The organism is Salipiger mucosus DSM 16094 (genome assembly GCF_000442255.1).
Lineage (GTDB): Bacteria > Pseudomonadota > Alphaproteobacteria > Rhodobacterales > Rhodobacteraceae > Salipiger > Salipiger mucosus.
Window position 1 is genome coordinate 492,993 of sequence record NZ_KE557275.1, and the last position, 20,603, is coordinate 513,595.

At 69.7% G+C, this 20,603-nt stretch carries 25 protein-coding genes; 10 read left to right on the top strand and 15 right to left on the bottom strand.

Going from position 1 to position 20,603, the window contains the following annotated elements:
• The 8 genes from SALMUC_RS11650 to SALMUC_RS11685 form a co-directional block, all read right to left on the bottom strand.
• The coding region (locus tag SALMUC_RS11650) for a DEAD/DEAH box helicase (RefSeq protein ID WP_037371742.1) at positions 1-1,302 on the bottom strand (1,302 nt) is incomplete at its 3' end.
• 128 nt (positions 1,303-1,430) lie between these two features.
• Positions 1,431-2,309: a lysophospholipid acyltransferase family protein gene (locus SALMUC_RS11655; protein WP_020042705.1), complete on the bottom strand. Its 879-nt coding sequence runs from the start codon at positions 2,307-2,309 to the stop codon at positions 1,431-1,433.
• 41 nt (positions 2,310-2,350) lie between these two features.
• Positions 2,351-2,629, bottom strand: a complete 279-nt coding sequence (locus SALMUC_RS11660) for an HPr family phosphocarrier protein (protein WP_020042704.1) — start codon at positions 2,627-2,629, stop codon at positions 2,351-2,353.
• A gap of 35 nt (positions 2,630-2,664) precedes the next feature.
• On the bottom strand, positions 2,665-3,063 hold the full coding sequence (locus SALMUC_RS11665; RefSeq protein ID WP_020042703.1) for a PTS sugar transporter subunit IIA: 399 nt from the start codon (positions 3,061-3,063) through the stop codon (positions 2,665-2,667).
• Positions 3,060-3,980: an RNase adapter RapZ gene (gene rapZ, locus SALMUC_RS11670; RefSeq protein WP_020042702.1), complete on the bottom strand. Its 921-nt coding sequence runs from the start codon at positions 3,978-3,980 to the stop codon at positions 3,060-3,062. Before rapZ ends, SALMUC_RS11665 begins: the two co-directional genes overlap by 4 nt.
• A gap of 4 nt (positions 3,981-3,984) precedes the next feature.
• Positions 3,985-4,413, bottom strand: coding sequence for an HPr kinase/phosphorylase (locus SALMUC_RS30445; protein ID WP_020042701.1), 429 nt, complete (start codon positions 4,411-4,413; stop codon positions 3,985-3,987).
• 3 nt (positions 4,414-4,416) lie between these two features.
• A complete protein-coding gene (locus SALMUC_RS11680) occupies positions 4,417-6,141 on the bottom strand; it encodes a sensor histidine kinase (RefSeq protein ID WP_020042700.1) in 1,725 nt (574 codons plus the stop codon).
• Positions 6,142-6,144: 3 nt separating this feature from the next.
• Positions 6,145-6,846 carry a response regulator transcription factor gene (locus SALMUC_RS11685; protein WP_020042699.1) on the bottom strand — a complete coding sequence of 234 codons (702 nt, stop codon included), beginning with the start codon at positions 6,844-6,846 and terminating at the stop codon, positions 6,145-6,147.
• A 351-nt stretch (positions 6,847-7,197) separates the two neighbouring features.
• On the opposite strand from SALMUC_RS11685, the gene SALMUC_RS11690 reads away from it, so the two are divergent.
• From SALMUC_RS11690 to SALMUC_RS11700, 3 genes are all read left to right on the top strand, one after another.
• Positions 7,198-8,796 (top strand): phosphoenolpyruvate carboxykinase, encoded by a 1,599-nt coding sequence (locus SALMUC_RS11690; RefSeq protein WP_021120279.1) that lies wholly within the window; start codon positions 7,198-7,200, stop codon positions 8,794-8,796.
• 88 nt (positions 8,797-8,884) lie between these two features.
• Positions 8,885-9,364, top strand: a complete 480-nt coding sequence (locus SALMUC_RS11695; protein WP_021120280.1) for a hypothetical protein — start codon at positions 8,885-8,887, stop codon at positions 9,362-9,364.
• Positions 9,361-9,909 (top strand): DUF3859 domain-containing protein, encoded by a 549-nt coding sequence (locus SALMUC_RS11700; RefSeq protein ID WP_020042696.1) that lies wholly within the window; start codon positions 9,361-9,363, stop codon positions 9,907-9,909. Before SALMUC_RS11695 ends, SALMUC_RS11700 begins: the two co-directional genes overlap by 4 nt.
• 357 nt (positions 9,910-10,266) lie before the next feature.
• On the opposite strand, the gene SALMUC_RS11705 is transcribed toward SALMUC_RS11700, so the two are convergent.
• From SALMUC_RS11705 to pcaC, 4 genes are read right to left on the bottom strand one after another with little or no spacing between them, the layout of a single operon-like run.
• Positions 10,267-11,097 (bottom strand): 3-oxoadipate:acetyl-CoA acetyltransferase, encoded by an 831-nt coding sequence (locus SALMUC_RS11705; RefSeq protein ID WP_020042695.1) that lies wholly within the window; start codon positions 11,095-11,097, stop codon positions 10,267-10,269.
• 8 nt (positions 11,098-11,105) lie between these two features.
• Complete coding sequence (pcaG, locus tag SALMUC_RS11710) at positions 11,106-11,726, bottom strand: protocatechuate 3,4-dioxygenase subunit alpha (protein WP_020042694.1); 621 nt, start codon at positions 11,724-11,726, stop codon at positions 11,106-11,108.
• A 10-nt stretch (positions 11,727-11,736) separates the two neighbouring features.
• Positions 11,737-12,489 (bottom strand): protocatechuate 3,4-dioxygenase subunit beta, encoded by a 753-nt coding sequence (gene pcaH, locus SALMUC_RS11715; RefSeq protein WP_020042693.1) that lies wholly within the window; start codon positions 12,487-12,489, stop codon positions 11,737-11,739.
• Complete coding sequence (gene pcaC / locus SALMUC_RS11720; RefSeq protein WP_020042692.1) at positions 12,486-12,875, bottom strand: 4-carboxymuconolactone decarboxylase; 390 nt, start codon at positions 12,873-12,875, stop codon at positions 12,486-12,488. Before pcaC ends, pcaH begins: the two co-directional genes overlap by 4 nt.
• 91 nt (positions 12,876-12,966) lie before the next feature.
• Here pcaC and pcaQ point away from each other — a divergent pair, with 91 nt between their 5' ends.
• The 6 genes from pcaQ to SALMUC_RS11750 all read left to right on the top strand — a co-directional run bounded on the left by pcaQ (position 12,967) and on the right by SALMUC_RS11750 (position 18,346).
• Positions 12,967-13,893: a pca operon transcription factor PcaQ gene (pcaQ, locus tag SALMUC_RS11725; protein WP_020042691.1), complete on the top strand. Its 927-nt coding sequence runs from the start codon at positions 12,967-12,969 to the stop codon at positions 13,891-13,893.
• A 227-nt stretch (positions 13,894-14,120) separates the two neighbouring features.
• Entirely contained in the window at positions 14,121-14,621 is a 501-nt protein-coding gene (locus SALMUC_RS11730) for a type III secretion system chaperone family protein (RefSeq protein WP_020042690.1), read from the top strand.
• Between the two features lie 100 nt (positions 14,622-14,721).
• Positions 14,722-16,152 (top strand): tannase/feruloyl esterase family alpha/beta hydrolase, encoded by a 1,431-nt coding sequence (locus SALMUC_RS11735; protein ID WP_020042689.1) that lies wholly within the window; start codon positions 14,722-14,724, stop codon positions 16,150-16,152.
• Between the two features lie 91 nt (positions 16,153-16,243).
• A complete protein-coding gene (gene proC / locus SALMUC_RS11740; protein ID WP_020042688.1) occupies positions 16,244-17,059 on the top strand; it encodes a pyrroline-5-carboxylate reductase in 816 nt (271 codons plus the stop codon).
• Entirely contained in the window at positions 17,052-17,390 is a 339-nt protein-coding gene (locus tag SALMUC_RS11745; RefSeq protein ID WP_020042687.1) for a tRNA-binding protein, read from the top strand. Before proC ends, SALMUC_RS11745 begins: the two co-directional genes overlap by 8 nt.
• The gene (locus SALMUC_RS11750) at positions 17,387-18,346 is read left to right on the top strand and encodes a 2-hydroxyacid dehydrogenase (RefSeq protein WP_020042686.1); all 960 of its coding nucleotides are present in this window, start codon (positions 17,387-17,389) and stop codon (positions 18,344-18,346) included. The genes SALMUC_RS11745 and SALMUC_RS11750 overlap by 4 nt, the downstream gene beginning before the upstream one ends.
• Before the next feature lie 23 nt (positions 18,347-18,369).
• Here the strand turns inward: SALMUC_RS11750 and SALMUC_RS11755 are convergent, their stop codons facing one another.
• The 3 genes from SALMUC_RS11755 to SALMUC_RS11760 form a co-directional block, all read right to left on the bottom strand.
• Positions 18,370-18,624 (bottom strand): hypothetical protein, encoded by a 255-nt coding sequence (locus tag SALMUC_RS11755; protein ID WP_020042685.1) that lies wholly within the window; start codon positions 18,622-18,624, stop codon positions 18,370-18,372.
• A gap of 53 nt (positions 18,625-18,677) precedes the next feature.
• Positions 18,678-18,848: a hypothetical protein gene (locus tag SALMUC_RS29755; RefSeq protein WP_020042684.1), complete on the bottom strand. Its 171-nt coding sequence runs from the start codon at positions 18,846-18,848 to the stop codon at positions 18,678-18,680.
• A gap of 76 nt (positions 18,849-18,924) precedes the next feature.
• Entirely contained in the window at positions 18,925-19,515 is a 591-nt protein-coding gene (locus SALMUC_RS11760) for a thymidine kinase (RefSeq protein ID WP_020042683.1), read from the bottom strand.
• Between the two features lie 147 nt (positions 19,516-19,662).
• On the opposite strand from SALMUC_RS11760, the gene SALMUC_RS11765 reads away from it, so the two are divergent.
• Positions 19,663-20,583, top strand: a complete 921-nt coding sequence (locus SALMUC_RS11765; RefSeq protein WP_020042682.1) for a helix-turn-helix transcriptional regulator — start codon at positions 19,663-19,665, stop codon at positions 20,581-20,583.
• The last annotated feature ends 20 nt before the right edge of the window (positions 20,584-20,603 follow it).

The window sequence follows — 20,603 nt, forward strand, 5'->3', positions numbered from 1 at the left end:
GCGCGCCTCGGGGTCCGACAGCAGCTCGGGCGCCGAGTGCCGCGCGCGGTAGAGCCGCAGGAAGGCCGCCGCCACCGCCTCGGGCGGATGCGCCGCCAGCAGCCGCTGCGCGAAATCCGCCTCGGCCTCGCTCGGCGCGGCCGACCAGTCGGGATCGGCCAGCAGCCGCTCCTCGTCGCGGCGCAGGATCTCCTCGGCGCCCGGCGCCGTGGTCCACTCGGCGGTGATGCGCGCGCTCTTCAGCAGCCGCTCGGCCTTCTTCGTGGCCTTGGGCGGCACGATCAGCGCCGAGATCCCCTTGCGCCCGGCGCGCCCGGTGCGGCCCGAGCGGTGCAGCAGGCTTTCGGAGCTCGACGGCAGGTCGGCATGCACCACCAGCTCGAGGTTCGGCAGGTCGATCCCCCGCGCGGCCACGTCCGTCGCCACGCAGACCCGCGCCCGCCCGTCGCGCAGCGCCTGCAGCGCGTGGGTGCGCTCGGTCTGGCTCAGCTCGCCCGAGAGGCACACGACCGAGAACCCCCGGTTGGCCAGCCGCGCCATCAGCCGGTTCACCGCCGCCCGCGTGTTGGCGAAGACGATGGCGGTCTGCGCCTCGTGGTAGCGCAGCACGTTGATGATGGCGTTCTCGGCATCGGCCTGCGCCACCCGCAGCGCCTGGTAGGCGATGTCGGCGTGCTGGCTCTTGTCCGACAGCGTCGTCACCCGCACCGCGTCGCGCTGGTAATGGCTCGCCAGCGTCACGATCATCGGCGGCACCGTGGCCGAGAACATCAGCGTGCGCCGGTCCTCGGGCGCCTGGCCCAGCATGAACTCCAGCTCCTCGCGGAAGCCGAGGTCGAGCATCTCGTCCGCCTCGTCCAGCACCACGGCGCGCAGGCCGCTCATGTCCAGCGAGCCGCGCTCGATGTGGTCGCGCAGGCGGCCCGGCGTGCCCACGACGACATGCGCCCCGCGCTCCAGCGCGCGGCGCTCGTCGCGCATGTCCATGCCGCCCACGCAGGAGGCCACCCGCGCGCCGGCCTTGGCATAGAGCCACTCCAGCTCGCGCGTCACCTGGAAGGCCAGCTCGCGCGTGGGCGCCACGATCAGCGCCAGCGGCGCCGCGGCGGGCGCCAGCGTGCCGTCCTCCTCCAGGATCGTCGGCCCGATCGCCAGGCCGAAGCCCACGGTCTTGCCCGACCCGGTCTGGGCCGAGACCAGCAGGTCGGCATCGCGCAGGTCGGGGTTCGTGACCGCCTCCTGCACGGGGGTCAGCGTGTCATAACCGCGCTCGGCGAGCGCGTCTGCGAGAGTCTGGATCATCGGGAAACCGTTCAGCGTGTAGCAAGCGCCGCGCTCCGGGCTCGGAGGGTGGCGGAAAGCGCTGCCTTAGCGCTTTCGCGTGTCAAAGTATACAGGGAAAACGCAGTCGATGCGCGACAGCGCGCGCTTCAGGTGCCGCGCAGGCCCAGCGTGACCTCGCGCAGCCAGGCCACGAACTCGCGCTGCTTGCCGGTCCAGGCCTTCACCGCCTCGGGCGAGATCGGCTCGCCCACCACCGGCGCCTGCGGCCGTCCGCAGGCATGGATGACCTCGTGGATCAGCAGCCCCTGCCGCACCGTCGGCGAGACGAGGTTGGCGATCTGGTAGGCGCGCGAGTTCTGCCCCGGGAAGTAGATCGGCACCACCGTCGCGCCCGAACGCTGCACCATCTTCGCCGTGAAGGGATTCCACACCGCCTCGACCGCCGGCCCGAAGAGCGACTGCGAGGCCGCCACCACCCCCGACGGGAACAGCGCGATCACGCCGCCCTTCTTGAGGTGGTCCATCGCCCGCGAGCGCATCTCGAGGCTCTGCTCCCGCGCGGTCTCCTCGTGCGGGAAGGGGACCGGGATCATGAAGTCCTCGATCTCCTTCACGCCGGTCAGCAGCGAGCGGGTCAAGATCTTGTAGTCGGTGCGCACGCGGCCGATCAGCTCGGCCAGGATCATCCCGTCGACCAGCCCATGCGGATGGTTGGCCACGACGATGGCCGGCCCCTCGCGCGGGATGCGGGCGATCTGCTCCGCGGGCGTCTGCAGGTCGATGCGCATCAGACCCAGCGCCTGCTTCCAGAAGGCCTGCCCCTCGGCCGGGCCCATGCGCTCGAAGCGGCGCACCATGCGGATCAGCGGGATCTTCCCGGTCGCCCACTCCATCGCGCGGATGGTGTTGGCCTTCCACGGGTTGGTGAAGGTGTTGGCGTAGGACAGCTTGCGCTTGTCGTATGGGGCGGGCTCGCGGAGGCTCACGCCACCCTGTCCGGCTGTCGCCTGATAGCTCTCCACCATGCGGCCACTCGACTTCCGTGTTCCCACCCCGCGTCGGGGACTCAATTGTCCTCCCCGAAGCGGTTGGCAACCAGCGCTTCCAGCGCGTCGGCCAGGGCCTCGGCATCGGGCCCGGAGGTTTCGACCTCAATAGAGCTTCCTTTGGGCGCTGCCAACATCAAAAGCCCCATGATGCTGTCACCGGCGGCGCTGTGCCCGTCCTTGGTGACCTCGGCGCTGGCGTCGAACCCCTCGACCACCTCCACCAGCCGGGCGGAGGCGCGGGCGTGCAGGCCCTTTTCGTTCCTGATCTCCAGAACGCGGCGGATGGTGTCGGACATCTCGGGAATCTTTCCGGGCAGGCAGTGGTCGGGCCTCAGACGGGATCGGGCCTCACGTTCTGACTGTCAATGTATTTCCGCCCGGCTTCCAGCGCACTGCGCACCGCTTCGGGCACGGATTTCTTGCGACTTTTCGCCAGTTTGATCAGCATGGGCAGGTTCATGCCGTAGAGGATGCGGCGGTTCTCGGGCTGGCAGGCCAGCAGGCTCAGGTTCGAGGGCGAGCCGCCGAACAGGTCGGTCACCAGCACCACGCCGTCGCCGGTGTCCACGGCATCCGCCGCCTCGCAGATTTCGGCCTGCTTGCCGCCGCGGTCGTGGTTCGCCTCGATCGAGATCGCGGTGATGCCGGGCTGGCGGCCGACGACATGCTCGACCGCCGAGAGGTATTCCCGCGCCAGCCCCCCATGTGCCACGATCACGATGCCGATCAAGCCTGCGCTCCTTCGCCTGTCCCGCCACGCTCGCGCGCGGCCAGTCCGCGACGTTCGAGCTCCCGGTGGCGAATTGATACCTGCCAGCCGTGATCCGCAAGGGCACGGGCAAGGGTTTCCGCCACGGCAACCGAGCGGTGTTGCCCCCCGGTACACCCCAGTCCGAACGACAGGTGCGCCTTGCCCTCCGCGACGCAGGCGGGCAGCACGAAAAGCGCGAGGTCGGTCAGCTTCTCGACGAAGGGCGCGAAGCGCGCGTCGGCGGCGACATACTCGGCCACCGGCGCGTCCAGCCCGGTCAGCCCGCGCAGCGAGGGCTCCCAGTGCGGATTGTCGAGGAAGCGGCAGTCGAAGACCATGTCCACGCCCAGCGGCAGCCCGCGCTTGTACGAGAAGGAGTGCAGCGAAACCGCCAGCTGCTGCCCGGTGGCGTCGCCGAACCAGCCCTCGATCTGCGCGCGCAGGTCGTGCGGGCTCAGCTCGCTGGTGTCGAGCAGGATGTCGGCGGCGGTGCGCGCCTCCTCCAGCAGCTCGAGCTCCATGGCGATGCCCTCGGAATAGCTGTCGTCGGGGGCCATGGGGTGCCGGCGGCGCGTCTCCGAGAACCGCCGCGCCAGCACGGCCGGCGCGCAGTCGAGATAGAGCAGCTGCGCCGCGATGCCGGGATGCGCGGTCATCTCGCGCTGCAGGTCCAGCAGCGCCCCGACCGAGAAGTCGCGGTTGCGGATGTCCACCCCCAGCGCCAGCGGGCGCGGCACGCTCTCGGCCTCGAGCAGGCGGGGGATCAGGTGCAGCGGAATGTTGTCGATCGCTTCGTACCCGAGGTCCTCGAGCGCGTTGATCGCAGTCGACCGCCCCGCACCCGAAGGCCCGGTTACGAGGATCACGCGCTGATTGCCCGAAGGCTGGTCTTTCATGTGGCTACTCTCTTCGGCCACCCTTTAGATATTGCACGAGCGATGCGGCAAAATAGGGATGCGCGGATTTGTGAAGCAAGGGGATTCTGTGCCCCTGCAGCATGATCTCGCGGCGCTGCGGCAATCGTGCCTCCTCCTCCCGGTCGAGGTCGAGCACGGCGCAGAGGCGCGCCCTGTCGGTGCAGTCGGCGCCCAGCAGCCCGATCCCGCGGGCCTCGATCATGCCGCGCAGAGGTTTCGGCGCGGTTAACCAGAGCGCATCGCCCGCGGCGCGCAGGATCACGCGGTCATCCGAGACAAGCTGCGCGCCGCGCGCCATCATCTCCAGCGCCAGCCCCGACTTTCCGCTCCCCGAGGCGCCGCGGATCAGCAGCCCGCGGCCGTCCACCGCCACCGCGGTGGCGTGCAGGGTCGGGGGGTCGGGGTCGGGCATGGCTCAGATCGGCAGGCCGACGACGAATCGCGCGCCCAGCGGCTCCGAGGTCACGTCGGCCTCGGTCGGGCGGATGTTCTCGGCCCAGATGACGCCGCCGTGCGCCTCGACGATCTGCTTCGAGATCGCCAGCCCGAGGCCGGAGTTGTTGCCGAAGTCGGTTTCCGGCCGCTGCGAGTAGAATCGCTTGAAGATCTTCTGCAGCGCCTCTTCCGGGATGCCGGGGCCGGTGTCCTCGACCACCACCAGCACGCGGTTCTCGCGCTTGCGGGCCCAGACGCGGATCGCGTCGCCGTCCTCGCAGAACGAGATGGCGTTGGTGATGAGGTTGACGAAGACCTGCGCCAGCCGCGCCTCCAGCCCGTGGATCCTGATCGGCTGCCCGGGCAGGTCGGTGATGAACTCGATGCCCTGCTTGCGCGCATCCTCGCCCAGGAACTGCGAGAGGTTGCCGATCATCTCGAGCAGGTCGAACTCGTGCTGCTCCTCCTTGACCAGCTCGCTGTCCAGCCGCGAGGCGTTCGAGATGTCGCTCACCAGCCGGTCCAGCCGGCGCACGTCGTGCTCGATCACGTTGAGCAGCTTGTCGCGGTGCTCGTCCTTCTTGACGATGCGCAGGCTGCCGATGGCCGAGCGCAGGCTCGCCAGCGGGTTCTTGATCTCGTGCGCGACGTCGGCGGCGAACTGTTCGTTGCTGTCGATCCGGTCGTAGAGCGCCGCCACCATGCCGCGCAGCGCGCCCGACAGGCGGCCGATCTCGTCGGGCCGCGCGGTCAGGTCGGGGATGCGGATGCGCCGGTTGGCGCCCTTGCGAGCGTTGCGCTCGCGGCCGATCTCGGCCGCCGCGGCCAGGTCCGAGATCGGGTTCGCGATGGTCGAGGCCAGCACCAGGCTCAGCCCGATCGAGACAAGCGTCGCGATCACGAACATCTGCAGCACGCGCTCGCGCTCGCGGCTCACGGCCGCATCGATCTCGGCCGCGCGCGAGACCAGCGCCACCGTGCCCACCACCGAGGCGCCCTGCCGGATCGGCGAGAGCGCGGTGAAGATCGTGTCGCCCCGGCTGTCCGAATCGGACTCCACCCGCGTCACCGTGGGGTCGGACGTTTCGATCGCCCGGCGCAGCCGGTCCTCGAGCGTCAGCTCCGGCGCGTCCTCGAAATAGGAAAAGACCCCGGAGATGCCCTGCCAGATCCGGTCGAGGAAGTCCGAGATCATCGTCCCGCCGTGCTCCGGCGCCTCGATCGGGCGCAGCGGCGCCAGTTGCCCGTCGGCATCGCCCACCAGGAAGTTGGCCGCGTCGAAGACCATGAGTCGCGCGCCCTCGCGCAGGTCGAGCTCGGCGATCGTCGCGGGCACGTCGACGCCATCGGCGGAGGCCAGGTTCACCGGCACCCCCGCGGGCAGCCGCGTCTCGAAGACGTCGGCGATCAGCTCGACCTCGGCGCCCATGGCGTTGGCGCGCTGCAGCACCAGCACGTCGCGCGACGAGCCCAGCCACAGGATCCCGGCCACCAGCACGTTCAGCGCGATGAGGTTGAAGGTGATGATCTTGCGCGTCAGCGGAGACCGGTTGAGCGAGAACAGCCGGCGCCGCGCGCGGCTGTCGCGCAGCTCCTTCTCGACCGTGCTGTCGGGCGCGATCCAGTCGTCGCCGAGGACGACGTCCGCGTCCTGCCGTTCACCCGCCGGATCGTCGCGCATCGGGATCCTTTCGGCCAGGGCCATGCGTCACTCTTCGTTGTAACGGTACCCGATGCCGTAGAGCGTTTCGATGGCCGAGAAATCCGAATCGACCTGCCGCATCTTCTTGCGCAGGCGCTTGATGTGGCTGTCGATGGTGCGGTCGTCGACGTAGACCTGGTCGTCGTAGGCCACGTCCATCAGCTGGTCGCGCGACTTCACGAAGCCCGGACGCTGCGCCAGCGCCTGCAGCAGCAGGAACTCGGTCACGGTCAGCGACACGTCCGCGCCCCGCCAGCTCACCGAGTGGCGCAGCGGGTCCATGGTCAGGCTGCCGCGCGTCATCAGCTTGGTGTCCTCGGTGTCGCCGACCACCTCGCCGGCCACCGCTTCCTGCCGGCGCAGCAGCGCGCGGATGCGTTCGACCAGCAGGCGCTGGCTGAAGGGCTTCTTGACGTAGTCGTCGGCGCCCATGCGCAGGCCCAGGACCTCGTCGATCTCGTCGTCCTTGGACGTGAGGAAGATCACGGGCATGCGGGATTTCTGCCGCACGCGCTGCAGCAGGTCCATGCCGTCCATTCGCGGCATCTTGATGTCGAAGACGGCCATGTCGGGCATCCGCTTGGCAAAGGCGTCCAGCGCGGCCTGTCCGTCGTTGTAGGTTTCGACCTCGAAGCCCTCGGCCTCGAGAGTCATGGACACGGATGTCAGGATGTTCCTGTCATCATCCACGAGGGCGATCTTGGACATGGACTGTTTCCTTTAACTGCTCACAGCGCCTTTTTTCGGCCACTATGCGGGATTCCGCTCATTGTAACAAATGATATCTGCGAATCGCTTGGTCGACCGGGGGGCATAGGACCCGAATCATGGTAATGAATGGCTAAAATGCATCAGTGACATGATCGCCACATGGCAGGCCGAAACGGGTGCTAACGCTAAACTCGATTTGGTTGCGCTAACTGCGGCTCACGGTCCTGTTCCAGCCTTGCGACCCCGTGTTAAGCAATTGCCACCGGACGCAAGCGCGACCGGCGAGCGGGCATCTGCCCGCTGTTGATGAAGACCGCCGCGGGCGCCGCGGCTACAGGAGCTTGGCAGATGACATCTGGACGGGTGAACCCGCAATTCCGGCTTGAAGATCAGGGGATCGTCGGGCTGGAGAATGTCTATTACAACCTGACGGAGCCGGCGCTGATCGAGGCGGCGCTCAAGCGCGACGAGGGAACGCTGGGCAAGGGCGGCGCCTTCTACGTCACCACCGGCAAGTTCACCGGACGCTCGCCCAAGGACAAGCACGTCGTGCGCACCCCCTCGGTCGAGGACAAGATCTGGTGGGAGAACAACGCCCCCATGACGCCCGAGGGCTTCGACGCCCTCTACGACGACATGGTCGAGCACATGAAGGGGCGCGAGTACTTCGTGCAGGACCTCACCGGCGGCGCCGACCCGGCGCATTCCATCAAGGTCCGCATGGTGACCGAGCTGGCCTGGCACGGCCTGTTCATCCGCCACATGCTGCGCCGCCCCGAGCGTGACGAACTCGACGATTTCATCGCCGACTTCACGGTCATCAACTGCCCCAGCTTCCAGGCCGACCCGGCCAAGCACGGCTGCCGCTCCGAGACGGTCATCGCGCTCAACTTCGACCGCAAGACCATCCTCATCGGCGGCACCGAGTACGCGGGCGAGAACAAGAAGTCGGTCTTCACGCTGCTCAACTACCTGCTGCCGCTCAAGGGCATCATGGCGATGCACTGCTCGGCCAACCACGCGCCGAACAACCCCGTCGACACCGCCGTGTTCTTCGGCCTCTCCGGCACCGGCAAGACGACGCTCTCGGCCGACCCCGAGCGCGTGCTGATCGGCGACGACGAACACGGCTGGTCCGACCGCGGCACCTTCAACTTCGAGGGCGGCTGCTACGCCAAGACGATCAACCTCTCGCCCAAGGCCGAGCCCGAGATCTACGCCACGACCTCCAAGTTCGGCACCGTGATCGAGAACATGGTCTACGACGCCGAGACCTTCGAGCTGGACTTCGACGATGATTCGCTCACCGCGAACATGCGCTGCGCCTACCCGCTCGACTACATCTCGAACGCCTCCGACACGGCGCTGGGCGGGCACCCGAAGAACATCATCATGCTCACCTGCGACGCCTTCGGCGTGCTGCCGCCGATCGCGCGGCTGACCCCGGCGCAGGCGATGTACCACTTCCTCTCTGGCTTCACCTCCAAGGTCGCCGGCACCGAGCGCGGCATCACCGAGCCCGAGCCCACCTTCTCGACCTGCTTCGGCGCGCCCTTCATGCCGCTGCGCCCCGAGATGTACGGCAACCTGCTGCGCGACAAGATCGCCAAGCACGGCGCGACCTGCTGGCTGGTCAACACCGGCTGGACCGGCGGCGCCTACGGCACCGGCCACCGCATGCCGATCAAGGCGACCCGCGCGCTGCTGCACTCGGCCCTCGGCGGCTCGCTGGCCAGCGCCCGCTTCCGCAAGGACCCGAACTTCGGCTTCGAGGTCCCGGTCGAGGTCGAGGGCGTGCCCGAGCTGCTGCTCGATCCGCGCCGCACCTGGTCGGACAAGGCCGCCTACGACGAGCAGGCGCAGAAACTGGTCAAGATGTTCGCGGACAACTTCGAGCAGTACGTGCCCTACATCGACGACGACGTGAAGGCCGCCGCCATCGGCTGAGCCCGCGTCACGGCGCCGGCCGGAAACGGCCGGTGCACCGCCCGGACCCCACGGTCCGGGTTCGCTCCAACGACAGCGGATGCGCCGCATGCTGCCTGTCTTCCGGTCCCTCTACATCCTGGGCGCCCTGCTGGCGCTGCTCGCCGCCGTGGCCACCGCCGCGGGCCTCCTGCTGCCCGGCCGCGCGCCGCAGGGCACGACTTTCCAGATCCTCACCCTCGGCGTCGCGGCGGGCTTCCTGCTCATCGGCACGGCCCTCCTCGGCGTGGCGCGCAGTGTCTCGCGCCTCATCCGACGCGCGGCGGCGGGCACCGACCCGGACCTGGCCCGCGACACCCGCCGCCTCGCGCTCTGGCTCGTGCTCGGCGCGGCGCCGCTCGTCCTGCTGCTCGCCCTCGCAGCCTGGGGCATCCTCGCGCGCATGGGCGAGGGCCGCCCGCTCTTCGGCAACGCCGCCCCCGCGCGAATCCCCGCGTATGAGCCAGTCGTGATTTCCCCCGCGGCCGCATCGCCCCTATCCCGGGGACAACAGGCCCTCAGACACCGCCCGCAGGGAGACCCCGCATGATCCGCCGCGCCGCCGCCCTCCTCCTGCCGATCCTCCTCGCCGGTTTGCCCGCGCTGGCCGAGCCGCCGCGCTCCTTCACCCGCGACCCCGTCGTGCTGGTCGACCACGGCATCATCTGCCAGACCACCCCCGAGGGCGCGCGCGAGGCGCCCGACACGCTCGCCGGCCACATCAACCTGATCCGCCAGTCGCAGGACATGGACATCACCACCCGCGTGGTGCCGGCAAAACTCGGCATCAGCTTCGGCGTGAAATTCATGCTGGCCCCGGGCAGCGGTTCGCAACAGGTGCAGGTGGTCGTCCGCCACCCGCCGATGGGCCCCGAGGGCATCGAGCGCGAAAGCTGGACCGCCACCCCGGACGAGACCGGCCCCAGCCTCAACCTCTTCAGCTTCGAGCACCCCTTCGAGATGCAGCCCGGCCCCTGGAGCTTCACGCTCCTGCAGGAGGGCGAGGTCCTCATGGAGCAGCACTTCGAGGTCGTCTCCGAACTCGCCGCCCCCGCCGTCCTCTCCGCCTGCTACGGCCAGGACTTCGTCTCCTGAGCACGCGCCCCGGCGAGCCGTCCCGGCGCAGCGCCCCGCACCCCGCAGGCATCTTCCGCCCCCGAAGACCCGGGGCGCCCCGTCTCGGCCCGGGATGAGACAGCGCCCCGGGACAGGGACCACCACGCAGCCCGAACCGGCGCGCAGCCCCGCAAGCATCTTCTGGCCTCAAATATCCCGGGGAGTCCCGGCCGAAGGGCCGGGGCGGGGCAGAGCCCCAACCCGTCCAGCGCCGAAGCGACAGCACACCCCCGGACCGGCACACGCCGCCCCGCAGGCGTCTTCCGGCCCGAACTATCCCGGGGCGTCCGCGGCGCAGGCCGCGGACGGGGCAGAGACCCGCTACCCCCCCTCGTCTCAGGCCGCGCGCAGCCCCAGGATCTCGCGCGCCTGCGCGGCACTCGCCACCGGGCGCTCGTATTTCTCGCAAAGCGCCACCGCCCGCTCGACCAGCGCCGCGTTCGAGGGCGCCAGCGTGTCGCGGTCCAGCCGGATGTTGTCCTCCAGCCCGGTGCGCGTGTGCCCGCCCGCGGCGATGCACCACTCGTTCACCTCGATCTGGTGCCGCCCGATCCCGGCCGCGCACCATTCGGCGTCCGGCGCCAGCCGCGCCACCGTCTTGCGGTAGTAGTCGAAGACCTCGCGGTCGCAGGGCATGGCGTTCTTCACGCCCATCACGAACTGGACATAGAGCTTGCCGGGGATCCGCCCGTCGGCGTTCATCTCGGCGGCCTTGAAGATGTGGCTCAGGTCGAAGGCCTCGATCTCGGGCTTTATCCCGTAGGTCTTCATCTCCGAGGCCAGCCAGTCCACGAGATCCGGCGGATTCTCGTAGACCCGCGTGGGGAAGTTGTTCGATCCCACCGAGAGCGAGGCCATGTCCGGCCGCAGCGGCAGCATGCCGCCGCGCGTCCTGCCCGCCCCCGACCGGCCGCCGGTCGAGAGCTGCACGATCATGCCGGGGCAGTGCTTGCGCAGCCCCTCGACGAGGCGCCCGAACCTCTCGGGGTCCGCGCTCGGCGTCTCGTCGTCGTTGCGCACGTGGGCATGGCAGATGGTGGCGCCGGCCTCGAAGGCGGCCTGCGCGCTCTCGACCTGTTCCTCGACGGTGATCGGCACCGCCGGGTTGTCGGCCTTGCGCGGCAGCGAGCCGGTGATGGCGATGCAGATGATGCAGGGTTTGCTCATGAGGCCCCTCAGATGTCGAAGAAGACGGTTTCACCCGCGCCCTGGAGGCGGATGTCGAAGCGGTAGGCCTGCCCCTCCGCGCGCTCGTCGCGCGCGGCGACCAGTGTGGCGCGGCGGTCCTCCCACTCGATGCCGGTCAGCACCGGGTCGGCGGCATTGGCCTCGGCCTCGTCGGCGAAGTAGAGCCGCGTGTTCAGCCCGATGTTGATGCCCCGCGCCACGATCCACAGGTTGATGTGCGGCGCGTGCACGCGGCCGTCGGCACCGGTCACGGCGCCCGGCTTCACGGTCTCGAAGCGCCACTCGCCGCTCTCGAAGTCGGTGATGACGCGGCCCCAGCCGCGAAAGCCCGCCTCGACCTCGCCGGGGTGCTCGGGGTGGGCATAGACGCCCGCCGCGTTGGCCTGCCAGGCCTCCAGCAGCACGTCCTTGACCGGCGCGCCCATGCCGTCGATCACCGTGCCCGTCACGGTGATCCGCTCGCCCGCGGCGTTCGGCCCGGCGATGTCCCAGCCCAGCTCGCGCTCGTAGATGTCGAAGCCCGCGGCGCCCGGCGCCAGCCCGATGTGCACGTAGGGCCCCGCCGTCTGCGAGGCGCTCTCGCGCAGGTACTCCAGTTTCTGCACCATGCTCTCCTCCTCAGTTGCCCTCGGGCCGGTTCTCGAACAGCGTCGAGCGGCGCCCGCGCAGCACGATGTCGAATTTCCACGCCATCGCGTCCATCGGCACGGTGGCGTTCATGTCCATCTTCGCGATCAGCTGCCCGATGGCGGCCTGGTCGGGGATCGTGTTCACGATGGGGCAGGTCGCGATCAGCGGATCGCCCTCGAAGTAGAGCTGCGTGATCAGCCGCTGCGAGAACGAGTGCCCGAAGACCGAGACGTGGATATGCGCCGGCCGCCACGAGTTCACGTAGTTCCGCCAGGGATAGGCGCCCGGCTTGATCGTGCGGAAGACGTAATAGCCGTTCTCGTCCGTCAGCGTCCGCCCGCAGCCGCCGAAGTTGGGGTCGATCGGCGCGAGGTAGGTGTCCTTCTTGTGGCGATACCGCCCGCCCGCGTTGGCCTGCCAGATCTCGACCAGCGTGTTCGGCACCGGCCGCGCGTTCTCGTCCAGCACCCGCCCGTGCAGGATCATGCGCGGCCCGATGGGCAGCCCGTCCTGCGCGTAGTTGGTGATGAGGTCGTTGTCGCCCGGCTGCAGGTCGCCGTGGCCGAAGGTCGGCCCGGTGATCTCGCCCGGCCCCTGGTCCAGCGAGATGAGCGAACAGCGCGGGCTGCGCATCACGCTCGTCTTGTAGATCGGCGTATGCGCCGGGGGCTGCAGATCGCGGTCGCGCTGGTAGTACTCGGCCGGCGCGCCGGCCCCGTGTCCCTTCAGTGCCCCGGTCATGCCTGCGCCTCCGATGCGTCCAGCTCGGCCCAGACCTGCTTGGCCAGCTTGATGGCGTGGTTCGCCTTCGGCACCCCGGCATAGACCGCGACGTGCTGAAAGGCCTCCATGATGTCGCTGCGCGAGGCCCCGGTCCGCGTCGCCGCGCGGACGTGCATGGGGATCTCCTCGAAGTTGCCCGTCCCCGCCAGCAGCGCCAGCGTCAGCATCGACCGTTCCCGGCGCGGGATCGCGTCCGAGGCCCAGACGTTCCCCCAGGCGCTTTCCGTGATGAGCGTCTGGAACGGCACGTCGTAGTCCGTCTTGGCCGCCTCGGCGCGGTCCACGTGGGCATCGCCCAGCACGGCCCGGCGCACGGTCATGCCGTCTGCATATCTGTCTGTCATGACGCCTCCCTTGTCAGGTCGCATCATCGATCAACCGAATGCGCATGTAAAATGACTTATCATCCGTCTTTCTTGTCCATATGGTAATGCAATGCTGGACCGACGCATCAAGCTGCGCCATCTCGAGGCCTTCACCACCATCGCGCGCATGGGCTCGCTCAAGGCCGCCTGCGCCGAGCTGCACCTGACGCAGCCGGCGCTCTCCAAGACGCTGAAGGAGCTCGAGGGCATCCTCGGCGCGCGGCTTCTGGACCGCGACCGGGGCGGGGCGCGCGTCACCCCCGAGGGGCGCGTCTTTCTCGAGTACGCGGGCATGAGCCTCGCCGCCCTGCGCCGCGGGGTCGAGGGCGTGGGCGCCCTGCGCGGCACCGGGGCCATGCCGCTGCGCGTGGGCACGCTGCCCTCGGTCGCGGCGCATCTCATGCCGGGCGCCGTCACGCGCCTGCGCGAGATGGCGCCCGATGTCATGGTCACCCTGCGCGACGGCCCGCACGCCCAGCTCGTGGCCGAGCTGCGCGAGGGCGCGCTCGACCTCGTGATCGGCCGGCAGGGCGCGCCCGAGACCATGCAGGGCGTCAGCTTCACCCAGCTCTACATGGAACACGTGGTCTGCGTCGTCCGCCCCGGCCATCCGCTGGCCGGGCGCCGCGTCACGGTCGAGGCCCTCGCGGACTGGCCGGTGATCTACCCGCCGCCCCGCGCCGCGATCCGGCCTCTGGTCGACCGCTGGCTCATCGCGCAGGGGGCGGGGCCGCTGGGCGACCGCGTCGAAAGCGTCTCGGGCGCCTTCGGCCGCAACCACACGGCGGCGACCGACAGCGTCTGGATCATCTCCGAGGGCGTCGTCGCCCGCGACCTCGCCGAGGGGCGGCTGGTCCGCCTGCCGCTCGACATGGCGGCGACGGCCGGGCCCGTCGGCCTCATGGCCCGCCCGCAGGAGGCGCCCTCGCAGGCCCGGCAGATCTTCGAGCAGGCCGTCGTCCTGACCGCCCAGGCGCTCGCCGGAAACCCGTCCTGAGCGGCCCGCGCGAATCATCCACAAATCCACAGCCCCGATCTTGGACAAGTCGCAAAGGAGTCCACAACTTATTGCGGTTGTCGCAAACATTTCGCTTTACAGGGTGCAGCAGCCACAGGCACGATATGTGGTAAGGAGAGGGGCTAACCTTCCCATCTCCTAGAGCAGGCACCTAGCCGTTGGGGCTCTGCCCAGCCCTGATCGCTACAACCATAAAGAGGTGGCGCATGGCCCTGACAGAAGAGTTCCTGAGCGACGAGATTCACCCCATCGACATCGTCGAGACGCTGGCCGAACACCACGAGTGGGACTTCGACCGCGTCGCCGAGGACCAGATCGCAATGGCGGTCGAAGGCCAGTGGCGCACCTACTCGATCACCCTCGCATGGTCGCCCTACGACGAGACGCTGCGCCTCATCTGCTCCTTCGAGATGGAGCCCCCCGAGGACGCGATGAGCGAGCTATACGCCGGGCTCAACGCCGTCAACGACCGGTGCTGGGCGGGCTCCTTCAGCTACTGGGCCGAGCCGAAGCTCATGGTCTACCGCTACGGCCTCGTCCTCTCGGGCGGACAGAGCGCCAGCCCCGAGCAGATCGACACCATGATCTCGGCCGCCGTGCTCTCGTCGGAACGCTACTACCCGGCGTTCCAGCTCGTGGCATGGGCCGGCAAGACCGCCGAGGAGGCGCTGCAGATCGCCATCGCCGAGGCCTACGGCCGCGCCTGACCGGCGCCGGGTGACGTCGCGTCCGCGCGCAAGCATCGCTTGCCCGGTGCGCCGATTGCCCCGATCCTGACCCTGGAGGACAACCCAGGGAGGACCAACCATGAAATATCTCGCCCCGGCCACGGCACTCGCCGTGGCCGCTGCCGTTCCGGCCTTCGCGCAGCAGTCCGACGACCGGTGCACCGCCCTGCGCGATGCCGTGGTCGACGGCGCCGCCGTCACCTCGGCCCGCGTGGTGCCGGCCGGCGACACGCTGCCCGCCTACTGCGAGGTCCGCGCCACCGCCCGCCCGGCGATCTCGATCGAGGTGCGCCTGCCGATGGAGGGCTGGAACGGCAAGTTCTACCAGGCCGGCTGCGGCGGCTACTGCGGCATCCTCGGCCGCGCCGACGCCAGCGGCGGCTGGGTCAACGCCATGCGCCCCGGCCTCGAACGCGGCTACGCGACGGCGACCTCCGACAGCGGCCACCTCGGCCTTTCGGTCACCGATGCCTCCTGGGCCATGTCGAACCCCGGCGCCGAACGCGACTGGGGATGGCGCTCCATCGGCGAGACCAACCGCGTCGGCCAGGCCCTCGTCTCGGCCTTCTACGACGGTGCCGCCGCCGAGCAGGCCATCTTCCAGGGCTGCTCCACCGGCGGCCGCATGGCCCATGTCGCCGCGCAGCGCTACCCCGAGATGTTCGACGGCATCATCTCCGGCGCCCCCGCGATGGACTACACCGGCCTCGTGGGAACCAAGATGGCCTGGCTCGTGCAGGCCAACACCGACGCCGAGGGCAACCAGATCCTCGGCCCCGGCGAAGCGGACCTCATCGGCGAGGCGGTCATGTCGCAATGCGATGCCACCGACGGCACCGAGGACGGCCTCATCGCCGATCCCCGCGCCTGCGACATCGACCTCTCCGCGCTGGCCTGCAACGGCGAGGACGGCGAGGCCTGCCTCTCGACCGCCGAGATGGACACGCTCGAGAAATGGCGCCAGGGCCCGCGCGACTCCTCCGGCGCGCAGCTCTACCCCGGCGGCATCCCCGAGGGGTCCGAGCGCTTCTGGTGGCTCTGGCTCACCGGCAACCCGGACGGCGCGGGCAAGCTCGTCCCGGCCTTCGTCACCGACTTCGGCCGCTACATGGCCTTCCCCACCGACCCGGGCCCCGAGTGGTCGCCGCAGGACTTCGACTTCGAGACCGACCCCGCGCGGCTCGAGACCATGGCGCAGGTCTACAACGGCGACAGCCCCGACCTCTCGGCCTTCCGCGAGGCGGGCGGCAAGATGATCGTCTGGCACGGCTGGGCGGATTCCATCGTCACGCCCTACAAGACTGTCGAGTGGTACGAGCAGGCCGCCGAGGAAGCCGGCGGCGAGGCGGCGCTCGAGGAGAACGTCGCGCTCTTCATGATCCCCGGCCTCGACCACTGCGGCATCCTGCCCGGACAGGACGGCCTCAACGCCGCCTCGGTCGATCCCATGACCCCGATGGAGGCATGGCTGAACGAGGGCACCCGCCCCATGTCCGTCATGGCCGAGTAGCGCGCCAAAAGCCGTCCGGGGCCCGCCCCCGGACGGCTTGCAACGCCCCCGCCGCCGCGTCATTCTGCCGCCCAACGCAGGGAGACGCGACATGCAGGACGGAGAAATCGCGCGCCGGGGGCTGGTGCTGCTGGGGTGCGGAAAGATGGGATCGGCCATGCTCGAGGGCTGGCTGAAACGCGGGCTTCCCCCCGCATCGGTCTGGGTCAACGACCCCAACCCCTCGGACTGGCTGCAGGCGCAGGGCGTCCACCTGAACGAGGCGCTGCCCGGCGATCCCGCCATCGTCCTCGTCGCCGTGAAGCCGCAGATGATGGCCGACGCGCTGCCCACGCTCAAGGCGCTGGGCGACGGCACCACGCTGTTCCTCTCGGTCGCGGCGGGCGTGCAGATCGCCACCTACGAATCCATGCTCGGCGCGCAGACCCCCGTGATCCGCGCCATGCCCAACACCCCCGCCGCCGTGGGGCAGGGCATCACCGCCATCGCGGGCAACCCGCAGTCCACCGAGACGCAGATGCAGATGGCCGAGGACCTGCTTTCGGCCGTGGGCGAGGTCGTCCGCCTCGAGGGCGAAGAGCAGATGGATGCCGTCACCGGCGTCTCCGGCTCCGGCCCCGCCTACGTCTTCCACATGATCGAGAGCCTCGCCAAGGCCGGCGAGGCGCAGGGCCTAGCCCCCGAGCTCGCCATGCAGCTCGCCAAGGCCACCGTCGCGGGCGCCGGCGCGCTCGCCATGCAGTCGGGCGAGGACCCGGCCCAGCTGCGCCGCAACGTGACCTCGCCCAACGGCACGACACAGGCCGGGCTCGAGGTCCTGATGGACGAGGACAAGGGCCTTCCGCCGCTGATGAAAGCCACCGTCGCCGCCGCCGCCCACCGCTCGCGGGAACTGGCCAATGGCTGAGATCGGCATCGACGACTTCCTCGCGGTCGACATCCGCGTCGGGCAGGTGCTCCGCGCCGAGCCCTTCCCCGAGGCGCGCAAGCCCGCCTTCAAGCTCTGGATCGACTTCGGCCCCGAGATCGGCGAGCGCAAGTGCTCGGCCCAGATCACGGTGCACTACACGCCCGAGGCGCTGGTCGGCCGCCGCGTCATGGCGGTGGTGAACTTCCCGCCGCGCCAGATCGGCCCCTTCATGTCGGAATGCCTCACGCTGGGCTTCTCCGACGCGGACGGCGCCATCGTCCTTGCCACGCCTGACGGGGACGTGCCGCTCGGCGCGAGGCTGCATTGAGCCGCGTCCTCATCGCCCGCAACCTGCCGCCCGCCGTCGTCGACGAGGCGCGCGCGCTTTTCGACGTCACCTACCGCGACCGCCCCGAGCCGCTTAGCCATGACGAAAAGGTGGCTGCCCTGCGCGACCACGACGGCGTGCTGATGTCGCTCGGCGACAGCTTCCCGGCCGAGGTCTTCGAGGCGGCGGGCACGCCCCGCGCCCGGATTCTCGCGAACTTCGGGGTGGGCTACAATCACATCGACGTCGCCGCCGCGCAGGCGGCCGGGCTGGTGGTCACCAACACGCCCGGCGCCGTCACCGACGCCACCGCCGACATCGGCATGACGCTCATGCTCATGACCTGCCGCCGCGCCGCCGAGGGCGAGCGTCTCGTCCGCGCAGGCGACTGGCAGGGCTGGCACCCGGTCGAGATGCTGGGCCTGCACATGACCGGCAAGACCGTCGGCATCCTCGGGATGGGCCGCATCGGGCAGGCCATCGCGCGGCGCTGTCACTACGGCTTCGGCATGTCCGTGGCCTATTCCAGCCGCTCGGAAAAAGACCTCGACTTCCCGGCCACCCGCCATGCCTCGCCCGAGGCGCTGGCGGCCGAAGTCGACGTCCTCGCCGTGGCCGTGCCGGGCAGCCCGCAGACCAGGCACATGGTGAACGCCGAGGTCCTCGCGGCGATGAAGCCCACGGCGCATATCGTGAACATCTCGCGCGGCGACGTCATCGACGAGGCGGCGCTGATCTCGGCGCTGCAATCGGGGAAGATCGCGGGCGCGGGCCTCGACGTCTACGAGAACGAGCCGCAGGTGCCCGAGGCGCTGCGCGCGCTCGACAACGTCACGCTGCTGCCCCACCTCGGCACCGCCACGCTGGAGGTGCGCGAGGACATGGGCCGCATGGCGGTCGAGAACCTGCGCGCCTTCTTCGCCGGCGAGGAGGTTCCGAACCCGGTCACCGGCTGACGGTGGCGCTCATGCCGGGGCGCTCACACCTCGGGGGCGTCGCGCGGCGGGATCAACCCGTAGTCGCCGGGCTTGTGGCGGGGCTCCCAGCTCGGGTCCTGATTCTTCACGTAGCGTGAGACCACCCAGGCCGAGGGCCAGGCCATGACCAGCCCGACGACGCCCGCGCCGACGAACCACCAGGCGTTGTAGATGCCAAGGCTCATGAAGACGATGATCAGCGTTCCGGCGATGCCGGTCGCGCTGAGCAGCATGAGGAAAAGGGCGAAACGGTCCATGACGGTCCTCCTTTCACCGGCAAAACGCGCGGCGAAAGGGCCCGGTTCCGCCGTCAGAGCGGGCCGCGCTTTTCCAGTCGTGCCTTGATGTGCGCGATGTCCGAGGCGTTGTAGCCTTGGGTCATATCGTCGAGCGGGGCCACACGCCGCGCTCGCAGTGCCGCTCCGATGCCCACGACGCAGACGACGAGGGCAGCAATTCCGGCCAGGATCTGTGACAGCATGGGTCCCCTCCGTCGCGAAAGCCCTTGTCAACGCCCCTGCACCCCCTTGGTTCCCCCGGGGCGCGCGGTTTCGCGCTCAGGCGCCGGGGCCGTCGCCCACCGCCTCGCGCCAGTGCCGGCGGCACAGCGAGACGTAGGTCTCGTTCCCGCCGATCTGCACCTGTTCGCCGTCGATCACAGGCCGGCCCTCGGCATCCTGCCGGATCACCATGGTCGCCTTGCGCCCGCAGTGGCAGATCGTGCGCACCTCGCGCATCTCGTCGGCCAGCGCCAGCAGTTCGGCCGAGCCCGGGAACAGCTGCCCCCGGAAATCCACCCGCAGCCCGTAGGCCATGACCGGCACGCCAAGGTCGTCCACCACCCGCGCCAGCTGCCAGACCTGCGCCTTGGTCAGGAACTGCGCCTCGTCCACGAAGATGCAGGCCAGAGGCCCCTCGTCCAGCCGCGCGCTCAGCCGCGCCAGCAGGTCGTCGCCGGGGGCAAAAACCTCGGCCGGCTGGCCCAGCCCGATGCGCGAGCCGATCCGCCCCTCGCCCGCCCGCGTGTCCAGCGCCGCGGTCAGCAGGCAGACCTGCATTCCCCGCTCACGGTAGTTGTGCGCAGCCTGCAAGAGCAGAGTCGATTTGCCCGCGTTCATCGTGGAGTAGTGAAAGTGCAGCTTTGCCATGCGCGTTCCAATGCCGCAGCGGCCGTCCCGGCGCAAGACACCCCGTAAGGGCAAGATTTATCATGACAGATTGCCCGTGACGGACCTATGATAGGCAATGCACAAGCCAGATCCGGGCTCCCTCGGAGCCGCCAGCGACAGCAGGACATGTGCCGCCCCTCCGCGCGGCAGCCCGGGCGCCGAAGACGCCGGAGGCATCCGCTTCTGACCGACACACGCCCCCCTCTGCGCAACCTCGTCGAGGCCGAGCGCCACACCCCGGAACTGCTCCAGCGGTTCCTCGTGAGGCTCGAGGTCACCGAAAGCTCGCGCGAGGTCTGGCGCCTGATCGTGGAGCTGGGGCGCGAGCTGAACCTGCCCTTCATCGACTTCATCTCCTCCAGCTCCTACCGCAACTGGAAGAAGACCCTCTTCATCCGCACCTCGTATGATGCGACCTGGCTCGCGCCGCACAACGACGACCCCGAGGTCGGCCGCTGGTCCTACTTCCGCAGCCACGCGCTCGACCGGCTGACGCCCATCGCCGTGGGGCTCGAGTTCCTCGAAGACTACTACCCGCTCCCCGAGGGCCGCGTCCGCGTCCTCGAGGAGGCCGCCCGCCGCGGCATGCGCGCCGGCTACTCGGTGCCGCTGCGCCAGAACGCCCCGCCGCAGGCCGCGCTGATGACCTTCGCCGGCGATCACTCCCGGCGCGAGATGCTGGCCATCATCCGCGCCCACGGCTGGACCCTGACCACCGCCGCGCTCATGGGGCACCAGCGCTACCTCCACCACTTCGCCCGCGAGTTCCCCGAGCGGAACCGCATCACCCGCAAGCAGCTCGAACTGCTCGAGCTGATCGGCAGCGGGCTGCAGGACAAGCAGATCGCCGACCGCCTCGGCGTCTCGATCTCGGCCATCCGCCAGCGCCTGAACTCGCTCATGCAGAACACCGGCGTCGGCAGCCGGGCCGAGCTCGCGGCGCTCGCCATGTCGCTGGGCGTCCTGCCGGACCCGCTCAACCGCAGCGACGACGCCGTGCAGACCATGATCGAGATGGACCCCGTCGGCCCCGTGCTCCGCCGCTGACACCCGGCCGCAGGCGAAAC